Here is a 2,019-nt window from a genome sequence, read left to right as displayed (position 1 = left end):
ATGCTCGACTAGGTTTTCTCACCTGCATGAATAGTAAGTTGTCATCGATGGGGGATTAAAGTGCGAACTCTAACCCTAATAGGTTTACCCCACCGCTGCTAGCCATCCCCCCTTTCGAGTTTCGGCTAAACGAATCGCACGTAACTTATTATCATATCAAATCCGGTCGATCGCACACAAACTCGCTTAGGGACACAGCGCCGTGCCCCTACCAGTAGCTAGATTTCGCCGAGCCTTGCTACAATCGGACTCGCACCGGAGTGCGATTGGCGCGAACTTCAAAATCAGCCGATCGAATCATAGAACGTCCCGTCATCTCCGGCGGCTGAGGCAACCTCAACAGCTCCAGAATCGTCGGCGCAATATCAGCCAAACAACCGTCCGTCCTCAGAGGAACATCGGTTCCGTGACCTGGAATCTTCAGACCTTCGCCTTCTACGAGAATAAAGGGAACCGGGTTAGTAGTGTGAGCCGTCCAGGGATTCCCGTTCTCGTCGAACATCACCTCAGCATTTCCGTGGTCAGCAATAATAATTGCCGTTCCCCCAACTTTACTAATGCTACTCAACAGCCGCCCCAAACATTTATCCACAGTTTCGATCGCAATTATCGTCGCATCCATCATCCCCGTATGACCCACCATATCCGGGTTAGCGTAATTAATCACCACCAATGAATAAATCCGCTTTTCCAAACCCGCCACAGCCACATCCGTCACCACAGCCGCCGACATCTCCGGCGCCTCATCGTAAGTCGCGACCATCGGGCTCTGCACCAACTCGCGGTGTTCCCCTATAAAAGGCTCTTCCAGACCCCCATTAAAAAAATAAGTCACATGAGCGTACTTTTCAGTTTCCGCCGTCCGCAACTGCTGCAAACCGTGGTTAGAAATCACCTCGCCCAGAATATTGTTCAAATTCTGCGGTTCAAAAGCCACCATTACCGACGACAACTTCGGGTCGTACTGAGTAAAACTCCCAAACGTCAGCGGCTCAATTAACTGCCGTTCAAAGCCCTTAAAATCCGGCGCCACAAAAGCCTGAGTCAATTCTCTAGCCCTGTCCGGGCGAAAATTAAAGAAAATTACCCCATCCCCGGATGCCACGGCCCCCCGAGCAATCCGAGTCGGAATTGCAAACTCGTCCGTCACTCCTTCAGCATAAGAGGCCCGCAACACATCAACAGCCGATCGACCGTCCGGCGCACCCTCAGTCGTCATCACCTCGTAAGCGCGCTGCACCCGATCCCAGCGCTTGTCCCTGTCCATCGCGTAGTAGCGGCCGCTGATGGTCACAATCCGACCGACCCCTACCTTTTCTATATAACTTTCAATCTTTGCTAAAGCTTCTACACCCTCTTTCGGAGTAGTATCGCGGCCGTCTGTAATCGCGTGAATGCAAACCTCAGAAATTCCCTGTGCTTTTGCTAATTCCAGCAAACCCACAATATGGCTCAGATGCGAGTGAACCCCGCCCTCGGAACAAAGACCAGTCAGGTGCAACTTGCCGCCTCGAAGGCGCACTTCCTCGCAAAGCTGAACCAGCGCCCGATTTTGCAGCAAAGAACCGTCTTCGACGGCATCCGAGATCCGCACCAATTCTTGAGGAACCACGCGGCCGGCGCCCAGATTCAAGTGGCCGACCTCTGAGTTGCCCATTTGCCCGTCAGGAAGGCCTACCGCCCGACCCGATGTTTTAATCAGAGTTCTGGGATAAGCGGCCCAGAGACTGTCCATCACGGGTGTTTTCGCAGCGGCGATCGCATTTCCGTCTTGTTCTTCACGATAACCCCAGCCGTCTAGAATAATGAGCACTACAGGAGATACAGACGCTTGTGCCATGCGAATACCTTATTTACATTGACACTCCCCGCGCGAGCGCGACGGGGATTCTTAAGACTTTCGGGCCTTAATATCCCTATTGCCAGGGTTTCCGGGCGCAATCCTTTTGCCAAAAATGGCGGTCTGCTATCCTAGTCTTACAACTAGCTCCTCGGTCGTGACTTTCCTCCAGTCCGGGG

The 2,019-nt window shown here is 52.8% G+C and carries 1 protein-coding gene; it reads right to left on the bottom strand.

Annotated elements, in window-relative coordinates; genetic code table 11:
- Positions 1-238: 238 nt before the first annotated feature.
- Positions 239-1,840 carry a 2,3-bisphosphoglycerate-independent phosphoglycerate mutase gene (gene gpmI / locus ACUVJL_RS20965; protein WP_445247602.1) on the bottom strand — a complete coding sequence of 534 codons (1,602 nt, stop codon included), beginning with the start codon at positions 1,838-1,840 and terminating at the stop codon, positions 239-241.
- Positions 1,841-2,019 lie beyond the last annotated feature (179 nt).

The sequence above is a fragment of the Microcoleus sp. OTE_8_concoct_300 genome, assembly GCF_031383065.1.
In the GTDB taxonomy this organism is placed as follows: Bacteria; Cyanobacteriota; Cyanobacteriia; order Cyanobacteriales; family Microcoleaceae; genus Microcoleus.
The sequence above is the reverse complement of the archived record's forward strand: the minus strand, read 5'-3'. Positions and strand labels throughout refer to the sequence as shown.

Bases quoted from the DNA above. Each gene is read 5' to 3' on its own strand.
- gpmI (WP_445247602.1), bottom strand. From the start codon at position 1,840: ATGGCACAAGCGTCTGTATCTCCTGTAGTGCTCATTATTCTAGACGGC.